Source organism: Vibrio amylolyticus (assembly GCF_023145695.1).
GTDB classification, from domain to species: domain Bacteria; phylum Pseudomonadota; class Gammaproteobacteria; order Enterobacterales; family Vibrionaceae; genus Vibrio; species Vibrio amylolyticus.
Genome location: NZ_JAJHVV010000005.1, coordinates 264,394 through 282,867 on the forward strand (window position 1 = coordinate 264,394; position 18,474 = coordinate 282,867).

Below are 18,474 nucleotides of genomic sequence, written 5' to 3' on the forward strand. Positions count from 1 at the left end.
AGGGGATTCGTACAACTAGCCCAATAATGACATGGGGTTAGCGACGATATTGGCTTAGAGTAAATATAGGTTACCGCGTCACCTGTGTTTACTCTTTACCAACGACATATCGCACGTCATAATCGTGCGGTTACTTAACATTATAATAGGGAATGCATTGGAACTCTTATCAATTGAATGTGCGGGTAAGTCGTTACGCCTCGAAGGCTCTATGGCGGGATGGCAGCAGTTATACTGGGATAACACACTAGTTTCTCAGATCGATGCCTCTAGTACTTCAGATAATCAAATGACGCATCAATTTACGTTGATGCATGGTGAGATAAATCTTAATTGTAAGTTGATCGTCGATTTAGTATGGCAGCCATTCTCTCTTGACTACACGCTATCAATAAATGAACAACCATTGGATCAGGGAAGTAGAAACCAAAAAGACATAGAACAACAAGTTCCGTTTACACCACCAAAAGCGGAAAGACGCTTTAGTCTTATTGGGCTTGTTTCTTTAGGTATGAAAGCACTAAAAAGTGCGAAACTAATAAAAGTCGTGCTGGCGTCAGCGAGTCTTGCGGCTTATTCCTGGTTGTTCTCTTTTCAATTTGCTCTCGCACTGATCGCTTGCCTTGTTTTTCATGAATATGGCCACGTGAGAGCAATGAAGTACTTCAACATGAAAACAAAGGGTATTTATCTCGTCCCATTCTTAGGTGGGTTAGCGCTAAGTGATGAGAAAATAAATACACGTTGGCAAGATGTTGTTATATCAATAATGGGCCCATTTTTTGGCCTGATTCTCTCTATTATCTTACTCATTGCTTACACAATAACCGGCAACATGTTTTTTGCAGGCTTAGCGGTATTTAATGCATTTTTAAATCTATTCAATCTACTGCCTATTTTACCGCTTGATGGCGGGCATGTTTTGAAGAGTATTAGTTTCTCGATGAATAGCGTTGCAGGAATTGTGTTGTGTGCAGCGGGTGCAATTGGTGGTGTGATACTTAGTTATTCGTTAGGTCTCACACTGTTTGGGTTTCTATTAATCATGGGAACCGTTGAAATCGTTCTTGAATGGAAACAGCGTCATAATAGCCATCTATTACCGCTTGATCGTTATGGTCAGGTTGTTTCGGCAGTGTGGTATATCGGATTAGTAAGTTCACTGATTGGAATCATATGGTACTTTGCTTCAACTGGCGATGCGCTACTTCAACTGCCTTTACAGATTCTAGGCACGTAGAACTTAGGTGTATAAAACGTAAGTATGTAAAACAATAGTTTCTCAAAAACTAAAATGGCGGTGATTGATTTCGCCGCCATTTTTGACTTATATGGTTACTCAAATTTGAGTGTTAACTTTTACAGCTAGGCACTTTTGTATTTTGATTTGGTAGCGTTGATATTTTTGCTTTCAAATCATTGATACGAGTATCGTGCGATGGGTGTGTAGAGAGAAGCTCTGGTGGTTGAGCGCCACCTGAGGCTTTGGCCATATTCTTCCAAAGTTCGACACTCTGATTTGGATCAAACCCTGCTTGGGCCATGAAGTCTAAACCGACAATATCGGCCTCTGACTCCTGAGTACGACCATAAGGTAAAATTACGCCATACTGAACTCCGATACCAAGAGCCGCCATCGTCATTGATTTATATTCAGCATATTCTGAGGAGCCTAACGCGATACTCGTCACCTGCAAGCCAGCATTTGCCAGTTGGGATTGAGACAGCCGTTCGTTACTATGATCAGCCAATACATGGGCAATTTCGTGGCCGATGACCGTGGCTAGTTGATCTTGATTGGTTGCCACTTTTAATAGGCCAGTATAAACACCAATTTTTCCGCCGGGTAGGGCAAAGGCATTCACTTGGTCGCTGTCGAATACGACGACTTCCCATTCGTCAAAACTCGGTTGCTTTGGAACATGAGCCAATACGGCATCAGCAACACACTGAACGTAGGCATTCGTTTTCTTATCGGTGCTGATCGGCTGGTCTTTTTTCATCTGTTCAAATGATTGACCACCAAGAGAACTCATCTCTTCGTCGGAAAATAGTGTTAATTGGTTTCGTCCTGTAGGCGAAGAACTACAAGCTGTTAATGCGATAACAGAACAAAGAACAGGTAATTTAAACGATGTTTGCATTTACAATCTCCATATTGAAAGGCAAATTAGTCATACCGTGATGAATTATTAGATTCACAACAATTGGAATAACTATAACCCAATCCATAAGAGTGCTAAATGACTATCTGGAAAAAAACACTAGATATTGAACAGCTTAATCGTAGTTCAAAGAATACCCTTATCGAGCACTTGCAGATTCAATATACTACGTTTGATGACAACAGTATTTCTGCAACCATGCCAGTCAGCCCAATTACCCACCAGCCACTCGGCATGCTTCATGGCGGGGCCTCTGTCGTATTAGCAGAAACACTCGGTTCAGTCGCTGCTAATATGTGTGTCGATGACAATTTCTTTTGCGTTGGGCTAGATATCAATGCTAACCATATAAGAGCAATGCGAAGTGGTTATGTGACTGGAACCGCTACTCCTATTCATTTGGGGGTATCTACCCAAGTATGGCAAATTAATATTGTCGATGAGCGAGAACGATTAGTTTGTTCTAGCCGTCTGACTATCGCAGTCAAAAAGCATAAATCAGATAAAAGAGTGACGAAATGATCATTGAGTTTTCAAAAGGTAAGATCATTGTGACCCCACATGAACTTACCGTAAGAGTCGATGGTGAACATCATATTGCGCTTCAAGCAATTAGCGACGCTGTTACTTTAATGGGTAAGGGCGCTAACGTAGTCATCGCCAATGATAGTTCATGCAAATGGACACTAAAACTTGATAATGAACAGCAACTTAAAGAAATAAGCGATGTTTTAGGCTGTGCTATTATCGATTAGCTTGCTTCATTGTTATAAAAAGGGGAAACTATTAGCTTACGATCCAAGCTAGAGATTTCCCCTTTATGAGTAGTCCCCGCCTAAGAGTTCAATTTGAGTCCCTATTCAAACATTTTAAAGGCCAAGACACAGGCATTCAACTCGATGAGATCACAGAGATCTTATATTGCACACGTAGAAATGCTCGGATCGTACTGAATAAAATGGAAGAGCAGGGCTGGATTGAATGGCACCCAGCGCCTGGTCGAGGGAAGTTGTCTCAACTCAAATTCAAAAGAAGCCGTACAGATGTTAATGAGACACTCGCCAAGAGGTACTTAGATGAAGGGCGAATATCCCATGCTTTAGGTGTCCTCAATAACGATAGTGCCAAGCTTGCAAGAGTGATTGATGGTTACCTAGGGGTACAGCATCAAGAAGGGCAACAAGTTATACGATTGCCGTACTACCGTCCGCTTTCTATGCTCAATACCACTAAGAATATGCGTCGTTCTGAGCAACACATAGCACAGCAGCTATTCAGCGGTTTAACCAGACTAGACGAAGCAGATGCACTTCAGCCCGATCTCGCGCACTGCTGGGAAGCGATCTCTAGCAAAAAATGGCGTTTTTATATAAGACCAAGGGTTAGGTTCCATAATGGCCTTGTATTAACAACAGAACATATAATCAATAGTCTTGAACTGCTTAAAACTGTGCCACTTTATACCCATATAGAACATATAAGCTCGCCAAGTGACTGGATCGTTGATATTGAGCTTTCTACAGACGATTGGCGACTTCCTTTATTACTCGCAGAAACAAGAGCCAAGATTGGCTTACCGAATGATCTTAAGGCCGAAAATTATGATCTAATGCCAGTAGGTACCGGACCTTACCAGATCGTAGAGAACAACGACAAACGACTAATACTTCAAGCATTTGATGGATACTTCGGTTTTAGACCACTCATTGATCGTGTTGAAGTTTGGGTGATTGATGAAGTTCACTCCACCATGATTTTCCCTAGCTTGTCTAATCCGATTAAACCCGAATTAGGTGGCCATAATGAAGAAGTAAAACTTGATCCCGGTTGCACATATTTACTTTTGAATCGAAGGGATGGGCTCGCTGCACGTAATGACTGGGCTGAATACTTCACTAATAAGCTTCATACAATGAACCTGTTTCGAATGTTACCGGATAATAAACTCGTCGAATTAGGTGTTTTGCCAGCTCATGGGTTAAAGCCCGGTTGGTATCACCAAAGCAGAGCAAACTGTTCAGTGACTCCCCCTGAAACAAAAACGATTACCATTGCTTATCACGCTCATCATCCGATGTTCCCAACATTGGCAAAGATAATTGAAAAGATACTAAAAGAAGATGGACTAAAACTAGACACTATTAAATACGACATCTCGGTACCTAATACAGATGAAATCGACATTTGGATAAAGCCAATGAGTGTGTCTAATAATCGTGATGATGCGTTGGCAGGTTGGTTGCTTGGCTACAGCGATATCAAGTTAATGAGTAAAGATGAGCATTTTGAGGACTGGGTTAGCTTAATCAATGATTGGCGAAGTACGGAACACGGGGCATTCCCTGCTAAAGCACTCGGTAAGTCATTAGTCGAAAACTTACAGCTAGTGCCCATGTTTCACTGTTGGTTGGGTGTAAGCCAAGATCAATGCGGGTCACTACAAAATGCCAAGTGCAATGCTCTCGGTTGGTTTGACTTTAGCCGAGCTTGGGTAAAGCCCGATTTAGTTGTGGGGCCTTATGATGGCGAAACCGAATAAGAAGCAGCCAACTAGAACGGTCGACATCTATTGTGCAAAGTGTAAGACCCAACTGTATAAATACCGTAAGGGCGGTAAAGGTTCGCTCGTGAAGTGTTTTCAGGAACGTATTGTTACGGATTACACGACAGAGGCTGGAACTTGCCCAAAGTGCTTAATTAACTTTGCTCGGGAGGCGTTGATAAGAGGATTGCCTGCTTTTAAGATTATTGGCGGAAAAGTTACGTTTAAATAAGTACTTATCGTTACATTTAATTAACATATCATGATCGTTATCTTCTAGTTTTACCTTCTACAACTGCTAGTTATGCTCATTTATTGATCTAAATCCGGTATTTACGTAATAAATAAGTTAAAGCCTTTTATGTTCCCGAACAAATGTTAGAATCCCCGCTAGACACACTTTGTTACAGTTTGAATTCAGGAGTTACATGTGGAAATCGGTTTAATCATCACTTTTATCATTGCCTCAGTGGTTATGGTGAAAAGAGAGATGTCTAATAATTAATCTTCGTTCAGCCCAATTTATTAAAACTTTTTGAATGAGCATTATCTAAGCCAGCAATTATTGCTGGTTTTTTGTTATTTGGATACTCTATATAAGTGCCGACTTAGAAAGGGAATTCCATTGCAAAACCCACTTACACTTGAAGCTCTTCATATTTTAGACGCTATCGATAGACGAGGTAGCTTCGCCAGTGCAGCCAAAGAGCTCGATAGGGCGCCTTCCTCGCTAACTTATCAAATACAAAAACTCGAACAAGACTTAGATTTGATGATCTTTGACCGTTCAGGTCACAAAGCCGCTTTTACTGAGGTCGGACGATTAATACTAGAACAGGGAAGGCTCATTCTAGGTGCTTCCCATGACTTGGTGGATAAAGCATCTGCATTGGCTAATGGATGGGAGTTAGAATTGACTATAGCCTTCGATGGTATTATTCCAGTAAATAATTTCTTTCCACTGGTATCAAAATTAGAAGAGATCAGTAGTACTAAACTAAAGCTTCAAGAAGAGATCCTGGCAGGCTGTTGGGAAGCACTTGCAGTAGAACGTGCTGATTTATTGATCTGCCCTAAGGTAGGGATGATCCCACAAGATCTGAAGGCGCAAGTGATTGGATCAATGTCTATGGTCTGGGTAGCCTCTAACGATCATTACATACATAGACGTGTCGGCGAGCTTAATGATCAAGAGCGTCAGAAATACAAAGTAATTGCTATTGCTGATACTGCGCTTGAGCACCCAATCCAAACCGTCAATGTATTAGATAAACAACCACGACTAACTGTGACTAACTTTCATGCAAAAGTCGATGCACTGATCGCTGGGTTAGGGATTGGTACTTTACCGAAACAGGTCGCGAATACCTTCATAGAGCAGGGAAAGCTCTCTCTAATCGACGGTACTGACGAACAAGACATAGAGATCGTTTTGGCGTGGAAACGAAATAATATGGGCAATAGCAAGAATTGGTGCATTCAATACTTAACCCAACATTGGAACCTAGTGAACCCGTTATAGACTCGGATATTTAAGAAACACCCTTTGAGTGCACAAAGGGTGTATAACGAAACTTAGTTCAGCTTCAATACCATATCTGCCGTACCATCAGAGAACTGTACATCGACTTCAAAGCCTAACTTTTGCGCTAGAGTCAACATTCCTCTGTTAGTCGGCATTGTCATACCTGATATCTGTGTTGTTCCTTTATCACGGCAGTACTCAATAATCTTTGCTAGTAGGACTTTACCTAAGCCATTTCCTTTTAAATCAGACCGAATCAAAATGGCAAATTCTGCATCGCTATTTTGATGATTGATCAAAGCTCGAGACACTCCAATGATCGACGCGTTTCCGTCAGCATTCGATACGGCTACAAACGCCATCTCCCGGTCATAATCGATTTGAGTGAAATTCGCTAATGCTTCGTGGTTAAACTCACCGACATCAGTAAAGAATCGTTTATATAAATCTTCCTTAGAGACGTTATTTATAAATTCAGCGTGAAGTGGCTCATCTTCAGGAAGAATAGGGCGTAACAAGATCTTAGTGTGATCTTTAAGGACCAGGCTTTCTTCCATTTCTACGGGATACGGCCTAATGGCCAATCGTTCATGTGCGTTACCTTCGTATTTCTTAAGCGTTAAATCGGCATCGAGAACGGTAAATTCAGTTCCATTAGCGAGTAGTGGATGAATATCCAGTTCTTGAACCTGAGGACAATCAACCACCATTTGAGAAAGTCTCACTAAAAATTCGGAGAGTCCTTTAATGTCCATAGGCTCTGGAAGTTTTTGTGGGCGGATCTTTCCACTCTTGATCGCTCTGACAATCAAATATCGAGCAAGGGTCATATTAAGTGGAGGCAGAGCGGCAGCCGCGTCTATAGATTCATCCCACTCTGAGCCTCCCTGTCCAATCAGAATGACCGGACCAAATGTGCGATCGGTTTTTACTTTAATTCTAATTTCTTCACCACCGGCAAGCTTACCCATCCCTTGAACAAGAAGACCGTGAATATTAGCGGCAGGATACGAGAGTTTAGTTCTATCTAGAATCGCTTGTGCTGCATTTGCCACCTCAACACTATTTCTAAGGTTTAGCATGACGCCATGTACATCTGACTTATGCACGATATCGGGAGACCGTAGTTTAACCGCAACTGGATATCCAATCTGTTCTGCGACATGAACAGCCTCAATGGCATCACTGGCAATCCAAGTGGGCAGAACATTGAAGTTAAAATATTTAAGGAATTTACCAATCTGGTGCGTATCTAATATCACGGAGTTAGATTCACTTAACTTTCTTCCAATCCACTCTTTAGCCTGGTTAAGTTCTACGACGTGAACTGGTTCAGACGAGGTTGGTGTCTCCATCAGTTGCTTTTGGTTTCTCCTATATTCCACCAAGTGCATGAATGCCACCACCGCACTCTCTGGTGTCCGATAGGTCGGTATTCCTGCTTGTGTAAATACTAGCCTTGCGGGTTTTGCTGTCAGTTCACCTGACCAATTGGTAAGTATATTAAATTGCTTATGTCTCGGGTGAGCCTTTATTGCATCCACTATATCTTGCGCTGTTTGTTCTGACGGGGATACCGAAGACGGGCTATGCATAATTAAAATGGCATCTGCAAGGTTACTGTCTAGAAGTGTATTAAGTGTTGCAACATAACGGTTCGGCCCTGCGTCCCCAACCAAATCAATTGGATTATTATGTGACCAACTTGGTGGAAGTAGAGTACTGAGTTTTTCTATTGTTTCATCATCAAGTTTTGCTAATTTGCCCCCCCGTTCAAGTAACGCATCTACGGCCATGATTGCGGGGCCACCACCATTGGTAATAATGGCAAGACGTTCGCCCCTAAGAGGAACCGAATGTGTCAGTGTTTCAACCGCAGCAAAGAGTTCGTGAGTGTTATTTACCCTAAGCATACCGGTACGTCTAATGGCAGAATCATAGATTATATCAAGCGTATCACTTCCTCCTGTGTGGCGTTGAGCGGCTTTACGCCCTCCAGTAGTGCGGCCACCTTTTAGCACCAAAATCCTTCGGTTCCTGGAAGCGGCTCTAGCTGCGGACATAAATCGACGGGCGTCTTTTATTGTATCGACATAAAGAAGAATCGCCTCTGTGTGGGAGTCCATACTTAAGCGATCAAGAAGCTCAGCGAAATCGATGTCTAATGCATTGCCAAGAGAAAAAAATGCTGAAAAACCAATGTTTTTATCGTTAGCCCAATCAAGGATGGTGGTACAAACTGCCGCAGATTGGGAAATAAAAGCGATTTTCCCTTTCAAAGCACTCACTGGAGAAAAAGACGCATTAAAGTTTAGCCAAGGTAAAATCACCCCAAGACTATTCGGGCCTAATATTCTCATATTGGCCTTCTTCGCAATTTCGAGGCATTGTTCTTCAATAGAAACATTGTTTGAATTCACTTGAGCCATATCAGACGAGAGTATGATTACGGTAGAAATCCCCTTAGAAGACAATTCTGTTACTAATTCGACACTTCTAGATGCATTCGTACATAATATTGCAATGTCCGGCGTTATTGGTAAAGCGTCGACCGTTTTATAGGCTAAGACGCCACAAACCGATGGATATTTTGGAGTAACGGGCATTATTGCGCCTTCAAACCCGCCTAGTAGGAGGTTTTTCATTACAATATTGCCAGCCCGTAGCTCTTTAGTCGAAGCACCGATCACGGCTACTGATGTGGGTTTTAATAAATGATCTAACGTATTCATGGTTTGCTCTGCCGCTTTTGGTCACAGGAAAGTTATCTAACAGCCTGTTTATTCAATATTAGATTAATCAATTACGTAACAATATGTGAGCTTATAGTTCTCGTTTCGTACAGTTAAAGCGGGCATAAAATCTAGTTTGTGTCATGTATCACAGAGTATTGATATATAATTAAATTGTTGGCTTGATTCTAAGCTCTTCAATCGGCATGATTTACAGTAATCTCTATAAAGGACATAAGTACATTTCATGAAAAAGATTTCAATTGTTGCCCTATCTGTGCTTCTTTCAGCTTGTGCGTCTGATACTTACATCACTGATGTGACTTCAGATAGTTATAAAGAAGACTATAAAGTTGCCGAGGTAGAAAAACCGGTTGTTTCTAATGAAGGCACGGCTGACGGTATTACCGAAACCAACGTGACTCAAAGCAATGAAGAGCAGAATGTCGTTAAGGTATCACCAGCAGCTGAAGAGAAAATGGTCGTAAAGAAAAGCCCAGAAGCAGCCGCTGTTGTAATTATTCCGCCAACAGCAAAGCAGGTGGCAATGAACCCACGCTACGGTTTCACCATCCAGGTAGTGGCAGTCGGCTCTCAAACTAAGGTCGATGAGTTCGCTCGTATGTTGCCAAACAATACTAACCAGCCTGTTTGGGAAAACTACAAAGTCGTAAATGGAACGAAATGGTATACCGTTCTCTACGGTGACTATGCAACGCGTAACGAAGCAAAAGAAGCGATTAGCGTACTACCTACCGAATTTAGAAACTTAAAACCTTTTGTTAAGAGCATCGACTCGATCAAAAACTCTGAATTCCCGACGCTCAATAAACTAAACTAAAGCGTTTATTGTAAAGGGTTGTTCGTTTACAGCGCCTGATACGGTTAACATTCAAGCAAATGAGCCAAAATCGCGTAAAACTTTTAAAGTTGCGCTACCGTTTTGGCTCATTTTTATTATTATGGCTACTCAATACTTTGTAGAGCTATGGAACAACACTAATGACCAATACAACCATTCTTCTTTTGTGCGGTGGAGGTTCTTCGGAACATGAAGTCTCGCTACTCTCTGCAGATTATTTACAGCAACAGCTTTCAAACAGTTTAAATTTTAACGTCATTAGGGTAGAGATGCGTGAAGGTGCTTGGTACAACGACTTAGGCAAGCTTGTTTCACTCAACACAAACAAAGCCACATTAAATTGTGACACAACAGAAACCCCCATTGATTTTGTTATTCCATGTATTCATGGTTACCCTGGCGAAACAGGCGATATTCAATCAATGCTTGAATTAGCCAGTATCCCTTACTTAGGCTGCGGCCCCGAGGCCAGTACCAATAGCTTTAATAAAATAACATCAAAATTATGGTATGACGCTTTAGATATTCCTAATACACCTTACTTATTTCTATCTCAAAATGATGCTGAAGCATTAAAGGAGGCGGAAAAAGCTCTAGAAACGTGGGGAAGTCTTTTTATTAAGGCGGCACGTCAGGGCTCTTCAGTAGGATGTTACAAGGTCACAGAACTATCTGAATTAAAAAGCTCAATCGATTCCGCATTTGGCTACTCTGATCAAGTGCTCATTGAAAAAGCAGTCAAACCTCGTGAATTAGAAGTTGCAGCGTACGAGTTTGACGGCGAACTGTTTTTGTCTAGACCTGGTGAGGTCATCGCTCCATCAGATGCTTTTTACAGCTACGAAGAGAAATACAGTGCCGACAGTCATTCAAGCACTAAAATAGAAGCGACTGATCTTACAGAGTTACAACTAGAAACAATAGAAACAAGCGCTACAAAGGTGTTTAAACAAATGCGCTTACGCCATCTATCTCGCATTGACTTTTTTCTGACAGAAGGTGGTGATATTTATCTAAATGAAGTTAATACATTCCCAGGCATGACACCAATATCGATGTTCCCTAAAATGTTAGAAAATAATGGTCATACATTTAGTGAGTTTTTAGCGAATTGCATCGAAACTTCACTGAATGAAGCTACATCTATTCACAGCTAGCGTTATTCCCAAGGCCTGATTGATTTAAAGATTTGCTTTTCGTCTCTGCTTTTTGCCTATTCCCAATATACTGGTATGGCATAGCAGGGGATAGCCATCGGCCAAACTCTTGAATTTCTTTTGGTTTATGGCCAGTTTTAGCTAAATGCTGGGCGCCACCTATTCTGGTTGATTGACCAGAGAATACTGCAGGATATTGGATCAAAGTACCTGCATTCCTCAATACACGGTAAATTGACGAGTCATCCATTGCAGAATGATTGATATTTCCATGCCTATCTATCGCACGAAACAATGGCCAGTCAGACGCTCCTCCTGAAATCGAAAGCCATTGCCGTAATACAAATGTCCCACGCTCACTCAAGCGATAGCTATGCTGCTGAACATTAACATGTAAGTACGATTCCATACTGTCGACTTGGCCAATAGTGAGAGCTTTGAGTTCAGAGCGTTTCAATACACATTCAAACATTAAAAAATAGATTGCTAGGTCTCTAATATTCTTCGGGCAATGCTCTTTCGATAAGCACTCATCTAGTTCATTTAAATGCTCAAGAGTAAAACTCGTTGCCTGTTTGGCATCGCCATTTTTGTCGAGGCGGTATTTAGCGATAAGTAACCTTACTTGGCTATTTGCAATAGGGTCATGGCTTGCTAAAAGACGGTGAACTAAAGATATAGTCACAGTGTAACGTTTTAAGGTGGAGAACTTTCGAGTTTTAGCCTCATGCTCTATGAATTGTCTGACGGCAGTTGTCGAGGCGGGTAATACATTGACTTGTTTTTCAAAACAGAAAATGCGAAATAGATTCCAATCTTTAACCAGTGCAAGTAGAGAGTTACGGCTGTATACGCCAGAGGTTAATTCATCAAACGCTTCCAAAGACACTGGAGAAGACATTTGTTTTCTCCACTGAATAATCTTTAGCTTGTCGGTAATTTTAGGAATCTTTTTTCTCATGAAATCTTTAAAAAAATCGCGGATAAGTTGCAAATATACTTGATAACCGAGCAGATACAATTATTATTTAAGAAACTAACATAACAAGAATATTGCATATGGCTGTGACAATTTACAAAGGTTTTAACCTAAAGTCCTCTGACAATAATATCTGGCAAGCTAAAATAAAAAACCATGTTTTGGCTGGTAGTTTAGCTGCGGTAAAAAAAAGTATCGATTGGTTTTGTGATACTGCCACAATCATTGACCCAAAAGAGTTTTCATCCGTTGGGCAAAAGAGAGAAACAACCGGGTCACCAGTTGCAGAAGACTTTAACGGGTACGCGTTGAAAAACGATACGGGGGAGCCAAACACTTGGTATTGTTTTTTTAATGGCCGTTTAATTAAAGGCTCTAAAATCGCGATACAAAAACATATTGAAGCGTATATAATTGCGAAACAGAAAGCAGAACAACAGAGAAAGTAGTAATAATGAGTCTTGTATATTCAACAGATATTGGTCGTATTAAACAAGAAGAACCTGTGGCTGAGCGTCCTAAAGGCGATGGCATTGTTCGAATTCAACGTCAAACAAAAGGTCGTAAAGGCAAAGGTGTGTGTATAGTCTCTGGGTTAGACCTTGAAGACAAGCAGCTCAAGCTCATCGCAGCTGAACTAAAAAAAGTATGTGGCTGTGGTGGCTCTGTAAAAGATGGAGCGATAGAGATTCAAGGTGATGCGCGAGACAAGATCAAGGCTCATCTAGAAAAGAAAGGCCATACCGTTAAGCTTTCCGGTGGTTAAAAGAAAGAGCGCTCAAAGATAATAACTAGCGTATATCGACAGATAGCAAGTTAGTTATTATCTACTTTATGGTAAATAGCACTTATGTTTAATACGGTTAGGCTAGACAAGCGAGTAGTAGAGAAGAGTATTTAGTACTCTTATTTATAGCAATTCACATTTAACATAAGATAGATAATACGCACCAATCAAGCTTAAATTCTTTGGCTTATCAAACCCTTAACCTTGTTTTATTTTGCACAGTTCACGCTGTATCTCACTGAATGTTCGTACATTATTCCTAATTTATGTTCATTATTTAGAGATTAAGCCAAAACGCTGCGGTATATCTTGTTTTGCGTACTTTGTCCTTTGGGCCGTTTTTGGCAGCCTCCTGTCAAAAACGGCCATTTTTTAGGAGGAAAATATTTTTTGTTAATTTCCAGATATTGAAGGACGATCACAATGAGAACCCCAAAGTTTACAGAATTGGTTCACTGGCATTTTATCGATGTACACGACGCTGCCGCCTTTTTTCATGTCCAACCGGCCACGGTTCGACGTTGGTTATCCGGTGCCACGTCCATCAATCCGATCGCGGAAAAATTGTTAAATATCCATGCGCGTGGCTATTTACCTCACGATCCTCGTTGGGACGGTTTTCGCATCAATGTTGAACGCGCCGTCTTGCGTACGCCCGAGTTTCGCGAATTCAACCCCAAAGAATTACTCAGTTTTGCTTATTGGCGTGATGAGCACCGTCAATTCCGTGAACTACATGGCCGAATTGACTCTCCCACTCGCCCCCAGGCGAAACCTCACCAGGATCTATTTCGTGGCGGTGGTCACCGCCCCCCCCGCTAGCCCTTGGATCCCCTCGAAATTTCGATAACTAACCGACAGATTATGGTCAATAGAAAGGAGTTCACTCATGAAGAAAAGGCACCCACGCTCTAAGTACCGCATCAATCCGCTAACCTCGATCCCTCCGAACGTCAGTCCAGAGCGAAAAGAAGAGATCTTAGAGAAATTGAAGCAACGGGACGAAAAACAACGCCACGTCGATGAGAGCCTCAATTGAGAGAGACACGGATCACTCACGCGTGGTGTTCACACCGGCCGACTTTGTCGCCCTCGTTTGAGCCCCAAACCTTTAGTCTCCATTCATTAAGGACAGTAGCCATGAAAACCTCACGAACTGAAACCCCCGTAAGGTACCTACCGACCAGCGCGAACCCGCTCATCTTCAGTGAGCGCGATGCCCAGTTATGGGCGTTGGCTTTAGCGCGACCAGAGAAGGTCGTCAACCTTAAGGTTCCACACACCAACGCTAAGTACGCCCCTAAAAAACAATGACAACCATCCTCGCCCTTGAAGGCGCCTTTATTGCGGGCGATGCAGCTTGGGTTAGTCAGCTAACCCTAGAGCACGTTCATTGTCTCACTCGAAAACACGTGATTTGGGACGGTAAAATCGTCTTCTTTTCGGGGGACGAGATCCCTATCTTACTTGCTCAAGCCGGGCTGATTAGGCTGTTGTCGGATGAGCAGTACGACACTTTGGTCGCCGAGCTCGACGAGCGGGATGAGATTGGGGTCATCGCCCTTACCGAAGAAGAAGGCCTGCTGATTGACACGTCCGTTGGGGATTCTGCGGTCAGTGGGGCGCTTCTGTTTACCGGATCGGGCGGCTACAACGCCGCGACCTATTATCAAAATCTGGAGCACGATGTCATTTCAGAGCGGATCAGTGCCGCGATGCAACTGACCTTTCAGGTTGATCCTCAATCTGGGGGTATGATCCATAAGAAAGTGTGGCCCGAAGAAGTGGACACCCTGTCTTCTCCTAACGTTGGGTATCTTGATTATCTTCAAGGACGAATGGATGAATTTCATCGAACTTTGAAGCAGTTTAAAGCAAGGGAGGACAGCAAATTACCCCGCTCGGAAAACCGCACCGCCCCTGCCCCCAATGCGCCTAAAGCTACCCCTGAGCGCATGAAAGCTATCCTGACTGCGCTTAGAAAAAAGAGTATAAACAAATGACAGAGGTTTTCACAAAAGACAACCTGGGTAGCCCTGAGGGACTGCAAGTTTTCCTCGAGAGACTGAGGCAAATTGACGAAGAAACTCAAGAGGTCATCGTTAAAAGTCATCTGGATAACGAGACCGTAGCCCTCAGGCGAACGGGTTGATTGAGTGCCAAAGTGACACAACGTTTGAATGTTCCTCGCTTTGCGACCATAATGAAGTATGTGCCACTTTTGACACTTTAGGAGCTGACTATGGCCAGTACATTACCTCGGATCACCACGCGCGTCGATCTCGACACCCAGGAGTTATTGAGTAAAGCGGCCGCGATTGCCGGCATGTCGAGCATTAACTCGTTCGTCTTGAGTGCCGCGGTTGAGAAAGCGAAACAAGTGATTGAACGCGATCAAGTGCTGAAATTGAGCCAGGCCGATGCGATGCTGTTCATCGAGGCACTTGAGCTCCCCGCTACCCCGAATGCGAAATTGAAAGCGGCCGCTGATCGCTATGAGAGCAAAACACAATGATGCACACCGTGTTGTTAGACAAAGCCAAGCACAATCGACGCCACTTTGATTGTGGGATCGAGCCATTGAATCATTACTTAAAAGTGATGGCGAGCCAGCAAGGTAAGAAAGACAACACGCGTACGTTTGTTCTCGAAGACGAGCACGACAGCACCATCCTCATCGGCTATTACACCTTGACGATGACCCCGATCGATCTGACTGCGTTACCTGACGCCCTGCAGAAGAAACATCAGTCGGCCAGCTCCGGTGGATTGATAGCTCGTTTGGCGATCGATGACCGTTATAAGGGAAAAGGATTTGGGGAATGGTTGCTCATTGATGCGCTGCGTAAACTGGTCTCCGCCAGTGATAGTGTGGCCTTTCCGATGGTCATTGTCGATGCGAAAGACGGCGCGAAACACTTTTACGAACGCTACGGGTTTCAGGCGTTACAGGATGCAGAGAATAAACTCTTTATTACCATCGCAGATGTCAGGGTTAGTTTCGAGTAGTGAAATGTTACTACTGATTACTGTTTTGTATTTATCGATATATATTTTCATCCTTCTCCTAGATGGCTATCGCCCGCTTAAGCGGTTGTTAGGGTACTACGGCACAATAACTTGCTGATTTTCTTGGATTACACCATATAAACATGCAAAATAATAATTAAGTAACTCTTTAACTTTTGCATTATTTCCTATAATTCTTTCGCCCCATTCTTCTTTTAGTAACTCAATGCTAGCTTTTGATACTGGTGAAAATTTAGGATCTGATTTAGCAGTTGAAGAGAATAAGCTTGCATCGTCTAGAGTTGTGTCCGTATACCTTCGTTGATGCACATGACTTCCTCGAGTATCTACAATTCCTTTAAAGCTGGATTTAATTACATCAAAAACTGGTTCAATAAGTAACTCAACAATTTGAGTACGACCTAAACTATTATGCATTCGCTTAATTTTTGTAGCGTAGGAATTTAGTCTTTCTTTTAATATGTACATGTCCTGAAGATATGTATTAATCACATATCTACAATATTTATCTTCAGATATTTTATTGCTTCTAGGTCCCTTTACTGAAAGCAACACTCCAGAGAGTTCGAGTGCTTCATAAGTTTCCATGATGTCGTAGAAGTTATGATAAAGGATGTCTATAAATTCTTTTTCCGGTAGGTCTACTTCTGTACCGTTAGTTATTTCGTCTATATGCGGTTTCAATATCTCACTACAACAATCGAACATTAACTTTTCATATTGCTCATTATTATCCATAACTACCTAACTCGAGAGTACCCTAACGCCGCATTAATCGGACTAAAATTGTGGGTTAAAATGTGTAGCGAAGCGAAACGTAACCCACTATTTTTGTTCCGTTTAAACGCCTTGTTATGTACTGTGCAATGATAAACAAGTTTTATTCATCAAGTCGCTTATCACATTGTATATTCTCTAACATTTTTGATATTTTATGAGCTTTTTCGTCTTTTTCAGAAAATTTAAGCTCAACATCAAAATTGCGAAGTTCTATGATTACTTCTTGAAAGCTAGCGTATAATTCTGCCGAGACAAAATACTCAGATGACATCAAAATCTTCCATTTATCTTGATGATTATCTATTCGAAAGTACTGCCACTCACGGTTAAAAGCAATATATAAATCTTTTGCAGCCAATGCCAACTTATGGCGTTCTTTAAGAAACGCATTTTTCTTACTTGCTTTTATAGCAACATAAGCAAAATATGCACTTGTACAAGCAGCACTAACAGATACTAGTGATAATATTATTTGTAAAGTTTCGGCTGACATAAAACTCCTCGTTCAGGGATATAACGCTCTGCTAATAGGTTAACAAACATAACCACTTAGCCAAAATTTACCACCGTAAACACCAAAGCTAAACAAACCAAAACTGCCGAACGTTTGTTAATCCTGTTGAGCAGTTTGTTAGGAATACCGACTGCGATATAGCTTTGCATGTTCGATATTGTATTCACCTGATAACTTGAGTTTAATTGCCGACTTATCTAGCATCTCTGGAGGTTTGCCATAAGCTAGGACTGTAAACTCATCACCGGACTCCAAACAGATAACGGTGGTATCAAATTTGCGATAACCATCTGGTTCGTTGATTCGCTCTAGCGTATCCATAGCAGCTAAAGCTTCATCGTTGATTTCGAAAACTTGCCCCTTAACAGGAGAGGAGCAGTTTGATTCAAAAACTAGCCAAGGAGAGTATCTGTCGCCAATGAGGTATAGAGAGTAGTTTTCCTTGGTAACAAACTCGTTTCGAAAACTGATACCTTTGTTGGTTTGATAGTTTGGAAAGCCTTCTTTCAAAGTGCCAAATACAAAAATTTTATGCACGATATCCTCTGTATTCCTAACGCTTTATAGACGGAATCATTCCGTTTTACACATCTGTATATAGTGCTTTAAAAAAAATAAAATTCAACTTACATCAATAAGTTGTGTGGTCATAGTTTACTTTTCATACAAACCTAGCGTTGCATTCAATTCAATCTCTTCGTACATGCCGGTTTCACGTAACTTTCTTAGCCCTTGATTAAATGCCTTTATAAGCTCTTTCGAGCGCTTGGATTTCTTGGATATAATTAGTGAGTATGAAAGTACTTTGAACTGTTTAGAGTGCATGACTATTTGGTCTTTCGCTTGAAGTTTTTCTATGAAAAACTCTGCAACATGCGGATATTCGAACAGAACGTCTAAACGGCCTGTTAGCAGTTTTTGGTAGTTTCCCATCTGATTTTGAATTCTGTTTATAGTAAGTACACGTTCTTTCTCTAGATCTGAAACGCCGTAATCATAACCAAGTACACCACCTAGCTCATAATTCCCCAGATCGTCAATGTTTTCCCACTCTATTTCATTCCCTTTTAAGTGAAAAACTGAGATAGGTAACGAAAGGATGATATCTGAATACAGTACGTACTTTTCGCGATCGTCTGTTTTTGAGTAAGAAAATGAACCGTCAATATCCCCCAATTTCACTTTGTCGAATCCCCGTGCCCATGGATAATAAAGAACCGACACTTCATATCCTTCCAACCTAAAAGCTTCGCTAACAATATGAGAAACATACCCACCTTGTCTTAGGCTTTGAGACTGATAGGGATACCATTCACCAGAAGCCAAAGTAACAACGTCTTTAGCTTTACAAAGTGAACTCACTAGAAAAAGAATGGTCACCCATTTAGCCATTATTAAATC

At 41.7% G+C, this 18,474-nt stretch carries 21 protein-coding genes and 1 pseudogene; 15 read left to right on the forward strand and 7 right to left on the reverse strand.

What is annotated here, in order from left to right; genetic code table 11:
- Positions 1-157 precede the first annotated feature (157 nt).
- Positions 158-1,240, forward strand: coding sequence for a site-2 protease family protein (locus KP803_RS09870; protein WP_248008657.1), 1,083 nt, complete (start codon positions 158-160; stop codon positions 1,238-1,240).
- 112 nt (positions 1,241-1,352) lie between these two features.
- Here KP803_RS09870 and KP803_RS09875 read toward each other — a convergent pair whose 3' ends face one another.
- The gene (locus tag KP803_RS09875; RefSeq protein WP_248008658.1) at positions 1,353-2,144 is read right to left on the reverse strand and encodes a M48 family metallopeptidase; all 792 of its coding nucleotides are present in this window, start codon (positions 2,142-2,144) and stop codon (positions 1,353-1,355) included.
- A 99-nt stretch (positions 2,145-2,243) separates the two neighbouring features.
- On the opposite strand from KP803_RS09875, the gene KP803_RS09880 reads away from it, so the two are divergent.
- From KP803_RS09880 to KP803_RS09900, 5 genes are all read left to right on the forward strand, one after another.
- Entirely contained in the window at positions 2,244-2,687 is a 444-nt protein-coding gene (locus tag KP803_RS09880) for a hotdog fold thioesterase (protein ID WP_248008659.1), read from the forward strand.
- Positions 2,684-2,920: a DUF3389 domain-containing protein gene (locus tag KP803_RS09885; RefSeq protein WP_248008660.1), complete on the forward strand. Its 237-nt coding sequence runs from the start codon at positions 2,684-2,686 to the stop codon at positions 2,918-2,920. Before KP803_RS09880 ends, KP803_RS09885 begins: the two co-directional genes overlap by 4 nt.
- A gap of 65 nt (positions 2,921-2,985) precedes the next feature.
- The gene (locus KP803_RS09890; protein WP_248008661.1) at positions 2,986-4,704 is read left to right on the forward strand and encodes an SgrR family transcriptional regulator; all 1,719 of its coding nucleotides are present in this window, start codon (positions 2,986-2,988) and stop codon (positions 4,702-4,704) included.
- On the forward strand, positions 4,688-4,939 hold the full coding sequence (locus tag KP803_RS09895; RefSeq protein ID WP_248008762.1) for a hypothetical protein: 252 nt from the start codon (positions 4,688-4,690) through the stop codon (positions 4,937-4,939). The genes KP803_RS09890 and KP803_RS09895 overlap by 17 nt, the downstream gene beginning before the upstream one ends.
- Before the next feature lie 393 nt (positions 4,940-5,332).
- Entirely contained in the window at positions 5,333-6,229 is an 897-nt protein-coding gene (locus tag KP803_RS09900) for a LysR family transcriptional regulator (RefSeq protein ID WP_248008662.1), read from the forward strand.
- Positions 6,230-6,282: 53 nt separating this feature from the next.
- On the opposite strand, the gene KP803_RS09905 is transcribed toward KP803_RS09900, so the two are convergent.
- Positions 6,283-8,964: a bifunctional acetate--CoA ligase family protein/GNAT family N-acetyltransferase gene (locus tag KP803_RS09905; RefSeq protein WP_248008663.1), complete on the reverse strand. Its 2,682-nt coding sequence runs from the start codon at positions 8,962-8,964 to the stop codon at positions 6,283-6,285.
- Between the two features lie 247 nt (positions 8,965-9,211).
- Between KP803_RS09905 and KP803_RS09910 the strand changes: the two genes are divergently transcribed.
- Both KP803_RS09910 and KP803_RS09915 read left to right on the forward strand, forming a co-directional pair.
- The gene (locus tag KP803_RS09910) at positions 9,212-9,805 is read left to right on the forward strand and encodes an SPOR domain-containing protein (RefSeq protein ID WP_248008664.1); all 594 of its coding nucleotides are present in this window, start codon (positions 9,212-9,214) and stop codon (positions 9,803-9,805) included.
- 161 nt (positions 9,806-9,966) lie between these two features.
- Complete coding sequence (locus KP803_RS09915) at positions 9,967-10,983, forward strand: D-alanine--D-alanine ligase (protein ID WP_248008665.1); 1,017 nt, start codon at positions 9,967-9,969, stop codon at positions 10,981-10,983.
- On the opposite strand, the gene KP803_RS09920 is transcribed toward KP803_RS09915, so the two are convergent.
- Positions 10,970-11,884: a tyrosine-type recombinase/integrase gene (locus KP803_RS09920; RefSeq protein WP_248008666.1), complete on the reverse strand. Its 915-nt coding sequence runs from the start codon at positions 11,882-11,884 to the stop codon at positions 10,970-10,972. The genes KP803_RS09915 and KP803_RS09920 overlap by 14 nt on opposite strands.
- 158 nt (positions 11,885-12,042) lie before the next feature.
- Here KP803_RS09920 and KP803_RS09925 point away from each other — a divergent pair, with 158 nt between their 5' ends.
- The 7 genes and pseudogenes from KP803_RS09925 to KP803_RS09955 all read left to right on the forward strand — a co-directional run bounded on the left by KP803_RS09925 (position 12,043) and on the right by KP803_RS09955 (position 15,758).
- Complete coding sequence (locus KP803_RS09925; protein ID WP_248008667.1) at positions 12,043-12,411, forward strand: DUF3319 domain-containing protein; 369 nt, start codon at positions 12,043-12,045, stop codon at positions 12,409-12,411.
- Positions 12,412-12,416: 5 nt separating this feature from the next.
- Positions 12,417-12,728, forward strand: a complete 312-nt coding sequence (gene yciH, locus KP803_RS09930) for a stress response translation initiation inhibitor YciH (protein WP_248008668.1) — start codon at positions 12,417-12,419, stop codon at positions 12,726-12,728.
- 444 nt (positions 12,729-13,172) lie between these two features.
- Positions 13,173-13,599: pseudogene (locus KP803_RS09935) on the forward strand (DUF3653 domain-containing protein).
- A 290-nt stretch (positions 13,600-13,889) separates the two neighbouring features.
- Positions 13,890-14,063, forward strand: coding sequence for a hypothetical protein (locus KP803_RS09940; protein ID WP_248008669.1), 174 nt, complete (start codon positions 13,890-13,892; stop codon positions 14,061-14,063).
- Positions 14,060-14,752 (forward strand): hypothetical protein, encoded by a 693-nt coding sequence (locus KP803_RS09945; protein ID WP_248008670.1) that lies wholly within the window; start codon positions 14,060-14,062, stop codon positions 14,750-14,752. Before KP803_RS09940 ends, KP803_RS09945 begins: the two co-directional genes overlap by 4 nt.
- A gap of 239 nt (positions 14,753-14,991) precedes the next feature.
- On the forward strand, positions 14,992-15,264 hold the full coding sequence (locus KP803_RS09950; protein WP_248008671.1) for a type II toxin-antitoxin system TacA family antitoxin: 273 nt from the start codon (positions 14,992-14,994) through the stop codon (positions 15,262-15,264).
- Positions 15,261-15,758 (forward strand): GNAT family N-acetyltransferase, encoded by a 498-nt coding sequence (locus tag KP803_RS09955; RefSeq protein WP_248008672.1) that lies wholly within the window; start codon positions 15,261-15,263, stop codon positions 15,756-15,758. Before KP803_RS09950 ends, KP803_RS09955 begins: the two co-directional genes overlap by 4 nt.
- A gap of 96 nt (positions 15,759-15,854) precedes the next feature.
- Here the strand turns inward: KP803_RS09955 and KP803_RS09960 are convergent, their stop codons facing one another.
- The 4 genes from KP803_RS09960 to KP803_RS09975 all read right to left on the reverse strand — a co-directional run bounded on the left by KP803_RS09960 (position 15,855) and on the right by KP803_RS09975 (position 18,465).
- Complete coding sequence (locus KP803_RS09960; RefSeq protein WP_248008673.1) at positions 15,855-16,517, reverse strand: hypothetical protein; 663 nt, start codon at positions 16,515-16,517, stop codon at positions 15,855-15,857.
- A 142-nt stretch (positions 16,518-16,659) separates the two neighbouring features.
- Entirely contained in the window at positions 16,660-17,052 is a 393-nt protein-coding gene (locus KP803_RS09965) for a hypothetical protein (RefSeq protein ID WP_248008674.1), read from the reverse strand.
- A 138-nt stretch (positions 17,053-17,190) separates the two neighbouring features.
- Complete coding sequence (locus tag KP803_RS09970) at positions 17,191-17,610, reverse strand: gamma-glutamylcyclotransferase family protein (RefSeq protein ID WP_248008675.1); 420 nt, start codon at positions 17,608-17,610, stop codon at positions 17,191-17,193.
- Positions 17,611-17,727: 117 nt separating this feature from the next.
- Positions 17,728-18,465 carry a substrate-binding periplasmic protein gene (locus KP803_RS09975; RefSeq protein WP_248008676.1) on the reverse strand — a complete coding sequence of 246 codons (738 nt, stop codon included), beginning with the start codon at positions 18,463-18,465 and terminating at the stop codon, positions 17,728-17,730.
- Positions 18,466-18,474 lie beyond the last annotated feature (9 nt).